Below are 5,884 nucleotides of genomic sequence, written 5' to 3'. Positions count from 1 at the left end.
AACTCTCCGTCTTCCACAACCCGCGTGAACGATGCGCGTAAGATTGAGTCTTGGATGCTGCAGCGCCGTTCTTAAATATTACGCTTAAAGGCCGTCTGAAACCGTTCAGACGGCCTTTTGTGTAAAGGGTATTAAATTTGGGTACAATGTCGTTACATTAATTTTAAAACACAGAGAGAAAACATGTTGAAAAAATGGAATAAAAAATATTGGGCCGGCATGGGTGTGATTTTGGCGTTGACCGGCTGTACTTCTGTAGCGGATATGGTTGGCTACGATACTGCGACTTTGAATGAAGATGCTGCCAAAAGTTACTCACAAGTCATTCAAAACGCGCGTGGTCAAAAAGCTTTGGATGTTTCATCTCCAACTGCTCAACGCGTTCAACGCGTGTTTGCACGTCTGCGTCCTCATGCTGAGCGCGCCAACAAAACCGGCGTGCCTTTCAACTGGCAGATGAACGTTATCCGCAGTGATGAAATGAACGCATGGGCAATGCCGGGCGGTAAAATGGCCGTGTACACCGGCATAGTAGAAAAATTGAAGCTGACGGATGATGAAATTGCCGCCGTTGTCGGCCATGAAATGACCCATGCTTTGTTGGAACACAGTAAAAAAGCTTTGGGCGGACAAGTATTGACCGGCTTGGGCGGTTCGATTTTGGCCAGCTCAACCGGTGTGGATGGTGATTTGGTCGGCTTGGGTGCAGATTTGTTGGCAACCAAACCGTTCTCACGCCATCAGGAAAGCGAAGCGGATGCCGGCGGTGTACGTTTGATGGCTGAAGCAGGCTACAACCCTGAGGCTGCGGTAAGCGTGTGGGAAAAAATGAACAAAGTACAGGGCGGCAGCTCATTGTCTATTTTGTCGACCCATCCGACCAATCAAGCGCGTATCAATGCAATCCGCAAGATGTTGCCTGAAGTGATGCCGATTTATCAGAAAAACAAACGTTAATTTGATGTACTTATAATTTTGCCGGTTTGAACAGATGATTCAAACCGGCAAAGTTTTATGGTTTCAGTCTGACAGTTTGGCAAATTTATCCCAATTTGCCTGAACGTAGGCTGCCGCAGTTTCCAAGTCTTCGTCGGCAACGTCATAATAATCGCCGTCAAGCTCTTCAAAATCGGGAAAAGCTTTGCGGATTTCGTCGAAATCCCTTTGCTCGTCTGCCATTTTTTCAATGGCTTCGCCGTGTTTTTCGTACAGGGCTTTGGCTTTGTCTAAGATTTTCGGTATCGGCTTGATGCGCCAGCGTCGCAGGCTGTCGGCAACCGGATTGCCGAAGATGTATTCTCCGTATCCTGAAGCGATAAGCTGTACGAAGCCGCCTTCTTGAATTTGGCTGTCGAGATAGCAAAGGGCGGTCAATGTATGCTGTTCGTCGTTGAGGCCGGACATGTCTTCATCTCCTGCTTGTTCGGTGTGATCCAAATAGGCTGCGCTGAGTGTATAAAGAAATGAAGCGGAATCGGAAGTATCGAAATCTTGAAGGCGGAGCAGGGTAGTCATAATCATTAAAGGCCGTCTGAAAAAAGTGATTATATAATGTTTTCAGTCTGAACCTAGCGGCCGTTTTGCTTTACAATATCGGAAGATAAGAAAACATAGTGAGGAACCAAACCATGAGTACACAGTCTGAAAAAAACGTTGTAGTCATCAAGCCGCAGGATTTGCCGCTGCATTGCTCCGGCCCTAATCATGAAACATGGAACGGCCATCCGCGTGTGTTCTTGCCGATTCAGTCTAATAGTGAGATTGAATGCCCGTATTGCGGCACTTATTACCGTCTTGATGGCGAGATTCCGCATCATCATTACTGATCTATATCTATGTTGAACAAAATCATCTGCGCTTTGTGCGTGAGTTTGTGCGTTTCGTGTGGCTCGTATAAGGCCGTGCGTCCAGACGCGCCGTTACCGGTCATTGCACAGGCGCAGACGTATTCTGTCCGTTATCAATCCGCACAAGGTCGGACGATTACTGCAATTTATATCAACAGCCACAGCCCGATGATGGTTGAGTTGCGTGAAGGCAATACGGTTGAGAAACTGGTGCAAGTCCGCTTGCGGAGTCAGGGCGTCGAGTACGCCAATCCAAGCTCACGTTGGCAGATTGGCGACGGGTTTGCCGTGCTGATTCGCGGCGGAAAAGAAGTTGTATTTAAAGAGATTGTGGAATAGGGCGGTTTAGCCTTTAGCCAAATATTTGATTAAAGGCTTGGGCAAACCATAATCTGCTAAATGTTCCAATGATACCCAAAGGCCGTCTGAAAGATGTTCAGACGGCCTTTGTTGCGTCTGAAAAGGGGTAATCATCAATAAGCGGTGGGTCAGGCGGTGGGTAAATGTGGTTTGTTCTTCAAGGCCGTCTGAAATAATACCGAAGCGTTCTGCGTAAGCATACAAATCGTCTAATTTTTCAAAACAGGGTACGCAATACAGACCGCCCCAAATGCCTTTGGCAGGGCGTTTTTCAAGCAATAATGCGCCGTCAGTGTTATGGATAATCAGCCAATAAAGCGGTAGGGTTTGCACTTCGGGAGCAGTTTTTTTACGGGGTAGCTCGTCAATGCGGTTTTGTTTTTTTGCTTCGCAGATGTCTGCCATCGGGCATTGATGGCACAAAGGTTTTGTTCGTTTGCAGACGGTTGCGCCTAAATCCATCAGCCCTTGTGTATAGGCAGGCATATCGGTGTTTTCAGACGGCAGCAGGCTTTCGGCAAGCGTCCAAAGTGAGTTTTCAAATTTTTTATCTTGCGGATTGCCATCTTGGGCAAAGACACGGCAGAGAACGCGTTTGACGTTGCCGTCCAAGATGGTTTCGCGTCGGTTGAAAGCAAAGGCAGAAATAGCGGCGGCGGTACTTCTGCCTACGCCGCAGAGCGTTTCCAAGTCTTTGCGTTCGGGCGGAAAGATACCGTCGAATTGTCCGACAACTTGTTGCGCTGCTTTGTGCAGGTTGCGTGCGCGGCTGTAATAGCCCAAGCCTGCCCACAAGGATAAAACCTCGTCTTGCGGCGCAGCGGCAAGCGATTGCACGGTTGGGAATTTGGCTAAGAAACGCGGATAGTAGTCCAATACGGTAGCAACCTGTGTTTGTTGGAGCATGATTTCTGAAAGCCAGACGAAATAAGGGTCTTTGACCTGCCAAGGCAAGTTGTGACGGCCATGCAGCCGTTGCCAATCGATGAGTCGTCGCGCGAAGGATGTGGATGTGTTCATTAATATTTACTTTTTAATTATTTATTTTTAAAACATAGCGTTACACTATAACATACGAAATAATAATCAGGATTGACTTATCTGGTAGAGGGGTATATAAATATAGTTAACGTGGATTTACGCTGTATTGTTAAAGTTTATTAACCGTTCAAGGAGATTCACATGAAAGCAATGGTTTATCATGGCGCAAACGACATCCGTTTCGAAGAAAAGCCCCGCCCTCAAATTATCGATCCGACTGATGCAGTCGTCAAAATCGTTAAAACCACGATTTGCGGTACTGACTTGGGTATTTGGAAAGGTAAAAACCCTGAAGTTGCCGACGGTCGTATTCTCGGTCATGAGGGTATCGGTATTGTAGAAGAAGTCGGCGATGCTGTAAAAAACATCAAAGTCGGTGATAAAGTCATTATTTCATGTGTCAGCAAATGCTGTACTTGCGACAACTGTAAAATCCAACTCTATTCACACTGCCGTAACGGCGGCTGGATTTTGGGCTACATGATCGACGGTACACAAGCCGAATGCGTCCGCACGCCTTATGCCGACAACAGCCTTGTTCCGCTGCCCGAAAACGTCAATGAAGAAGTCGCCCTGCTGTTGAGCGATGCCTTGCCGACTGCCCACGAAATCGGCGTGCAATACGGCGATGTCAAACCCGGCGACACCGTATTCATCGCAGGCGCAGGCCCTGTCGGCATGTCCGCCCTGTTGACCACCCAACTGTACAGCCCCGCAGCCATCATCGTTTGCGATATGGACGAAAACCGTTTGAAACTGGCGAAAGAGTTGGGTGCGACCCATACCATTAACCCTGCTTCCGGCGATGTAAGTAAGCAAGTTGCCGCTATCGTCGGCGAAGACGGCGTAGATTGTGCCATCGAAGCGGTCGGTATCCCTGCGACTTGGAATATGTGCCAAGACATCGTGAAACCCGGCGGCCATATCGCTGTGGTTGGTGTACATGGCCAATCCGTTGATTTCAAACTGGAAAAACTGTGGATTAAAAACCTTGCCATTACTACCGGCCTGGTTAACGCCAATACCACCGAAATGCTGATGAAAGCCATTTCCAGCAGCTCAGTGGATTACACCAAAATGATGACCCACCATTTCAAATTTAGCGAATTGGAAAAAGCTTACGATGTATTCAAACACGCTGCTGAAAACCAAGCCATGAAAGTGGTTTTGGAAGCGGATTGATTTGAAAATCGCTTAATATGCCGTTAATTAAAGGCCGTCTGAACATTCAGACGGCCTTTTTGTATGGTTTTATTTTTTCTTCAACCAAACGCCGCTTTCGATATGGTGGGTAAATGGGAATTGGTCGAATAGGGCGGCGCGTTCGATGGTATGAGTTTGACAGAGCGTGTCGAGGTTGGTGCGCAGGGTCTCAGGATTGCAGGAAATATAGAGGACGTTGTCGAATCGGGCAACCAATTTGAGCGTCTCATCATCAACACCAGCGCGTGGAGGATCAACGAAAATGGTTGAAAAATCATAGTTTTTCAAGTCGATGCCTTGTTCTTGCAGGCGGCGGAATTCACGGTTTTGCGTGTAGGCCTCGGTAAATTCTTCCGCAGACAGACGAGCGATTTTGAGATTGGTAATTTGGTTGGCTTCAATATTCCATTGGGCGGCATTGACGGAGGTTTTGGAAACTTCGGTTGCCAATACTTGATTGAAATGTTGCGAAAGCGGCAGGGTGAAATTGCCGTTGCCGCAGTATAACTCAAGCATGTCTTTGCCTAAGTTTTGCGCAGCATCACACGCCCAAGTCAGCATTTTTTTGCATACTTGGGCATTGGGTTGGGTAAAGCTGCCCTCGATTTGACGATAGCGGAAGGTCTTGCCGTTGACTTCCAATGCTTCGGTCACAAAATCTTGGCTTAATACGATTTTTTGTCCGCGGCTGCGGCCGATGATGTGGATGCCCAAATTGTGCGCCAGCTCTTGCGCGGCTTGTTGCCATGCGTCGTTCAGCTTCTTGTGGTAAATCATGGTAACCAGCATTTCGCCGCTTAAAGTGGACAAAAATTCGACGGCGTACCAGCGGTTTTTCAGCTCGGGATGATTGGATGCGGCTTCAATCAATTTCGGCATCAAGGCATTGATGGATTCGGACGCGGCAGGAAATTGGTCGCAACGGATCAGGCTTGCCCCGCTTGCCTTTTGCCCGCGTTCAAACATGGCGTAAAACATTTCGCCGCCTTTATGCCAGATGCGGAACTCGGCGCGCATCCTGTAATGCTGTTCCGGAGATTCAAAGACTTCGATTTCTGGAAAATCCAGTCCTTGGAAAAGTTGCTGAAGATATTGCTTTTTGTCGGCTAGTTGTTGCTGGTAGGCAGTCATCGGGGCAGTCTTTCAGAAAATAATGGCGAATTATAATATAGTTGGCGCAAAGATACGAAAGGCCGTCTGAAACATCGGTTTCAGACGGCCTTTGATTTCAAAGCATCAGCTTGTCAATCAGCCTTGCATTTGTTTGGCTTGAACGGCAGTCAGGGCGATGGTGAAGACGATGTCCTCAATCAATGCGCCGCGGGACAAGTCGTTAACCGGTTTACGCAAACCTTGCAACAACGGGCCTACGCTCAGGACGTTGGCGCTGCGTTGTACGGCTTTGTAAGTACAGTTGCCGGTATTGAGGTCTG

At 47.9% G+C, this 5,884-nt stretch carries 8 protein-coding genes; 4 read left to right on the top strand and 4 right to left on the bottom strand.

The genetic code is table 11. From position 1 onward, the window contains the following. Positions 1-183: 183 nt before the first annotated feature. Positions 184-957: a M48 family metallopeptidase gene (locus ACTHUE_RS09850; protein WP_003745777.1), complete on the top strand. Its 774-nt coding sequence runs from the start codon at positions 184-186 to the stop codon at positions 955-957. A 63-nt stretch (positions 958-1,020) separates the two neighbouring features. On the opposite strand, the gene ACTHUE_RS09845 is transcribed toward ACTHUE_RS09850, so the two are convergent. After that, positions 1,021-1,515, bottom strand: coding sequence for a DMP19 family protein (locus tag ACTHUE_RS09845; RefSeq protein ID WP_440423383.1), 495 nt, complete (start codon positions 1,513-1,515; stop codon positions 1,021-1,023). 113 nt (positions 1,516-1,628) lie between these two features. Between ACTHUE_RS09845 and ACTHUE_RS09840 the strand changes: the two genes are divergently transcribed. Then, positions 1,629-1,826, top strand: a complete 198-nt coding sequence (locus ACTHUE_RS09840; protein WP_003745781.1) for a zinc-finger domain-containing protein — start codon at positions 1,629-1,631, stop codon at positions 1,824-1,826. Between the two features lie 3 nt (positions 1,827-1,829). Further along, positions 1,830-2,186: a hypothetical protein gene (locus ACTHUE_RS09835; protein WP_440403339.1), complete on the top strand. Its 357-nt coding sequence runs from the start codon at positions 1,830-1,832 to the stop codon at positions 2,184-2,186. Between the two features lie 6 nt (positions 2,187-2,192). Here the strand turns inward: ACTHUE_RS09835 and mutY are convergent, their stop codons facing one another. Beyond that, complete coding sequence (mutY, locus tag ACTHUE_RS09830) at positions 2,193-3,227, bottom strand: A/G-specific adenine glycosylase (RefSeq protein ID WP_440403053.1); 1,035 nt, start codon at positions 3,225-3,227, stop codon at positions 2,193-2,195. 162 nt (positions 3,228-3,389) lie between these two features. On the opposite strand from mutY, the gene ACTHUE_RS09825 reads away from it, so the two are divergent. Further along, positions 3,390-4,430 carry a zinc-dependent alcohol dehydrogenase family protein gene (locus ACTHUE_RS09825; protein ID WP_070616029.1) on the top strand — a complete coding sequence of 347 codons (1,041 nt, stop codon included), beginning with the start codon at positions 3,390-3,392 and terminating at the stop codon, positions 4,428-4,430. A 69-nt stretch (positions 4,431-4,499) separates the two neighbouring features. Here ACTHUE_RS09825 and trmA read toward each other — a convergent pair whose 3' ends face one another. Together trmA and ACTHUE_RS09815 are read right to left on the bottom strand one after the other, a co-directional pair. Next, positions 4,500-5,582, bottom strand: a complete 1,083-nt coding sequence (gene trmA, locus ACTHUE_RS09820) for a tRNA (uridine(54)-C5)-methyltransferase TrmA (RefSeq protein ID WP_070616030.1) — start codon at positions 5,580-5,582, stop codon at positions 4,500-4,502. A 117-nt stretch (positions 5,583-5,699) separates the two neighbouring features. Further along, on the bottom strand, positions 5,700-5,884 hold a 185-nt coding region (locus tag ACTHUE_RS09815), incomplete at its 5' end, for a phosphate acyltransferase (protein WP_440423380.1).

It is taken from the genome of Neisseria sp. P0021.S005 (assembly GCF_051956955.1).
The sequence above is the reverse complement of the archived record's forward strand: the minus strand, read 5'-3'. Positions and strand labels throughout refer to the sequence as shown.

Bases quoted from the DNA above. Each gene is read 5' to 3' on its own strand.
- ACTHUE_RS09850 (WP_003745777.1), top strand. From the start codon at position 184: ATGTTGAAAAAATGGAATAAAAAATATTGGGCCGGCATGGGTGTGATT.
- ACTHUE_RS09845 (WP_440423383.1), bottom strand. From the start codon at position 1,515: ATGACTACCCTGCTCCGCCTTCAAGATTTCGATACTTCCGATTCCGCT.
- ACTHUE_RS09840 (WP_003745781.1), top strand. From the start codon at position 1,629: ATGAGTACACAGTCTGAAAAAAACGTTGTAGTCATCAAGCCGCAGGAT.
- mutY (WP_440403053.1), bottom strand. From the start codon at position 3,227: ATGAACACATCCACATCCTTCGCGCGACGACTCATCGATTGGCAACGG.
- ACTHUE_RS09825 (WP_070616029.1), top strand. From the start codon at position 3,390: ATGAAAGCAATGGTTTATCATGGCGCAAACGACATCCGTTTCGAAGAA.
- trmA (WP_070616030.1), bottom strand. From the start codon at position 5,582: ATGACTGCCTACCAGCAACAACTAGCCGACAAAAAGCAATATCTTCAG.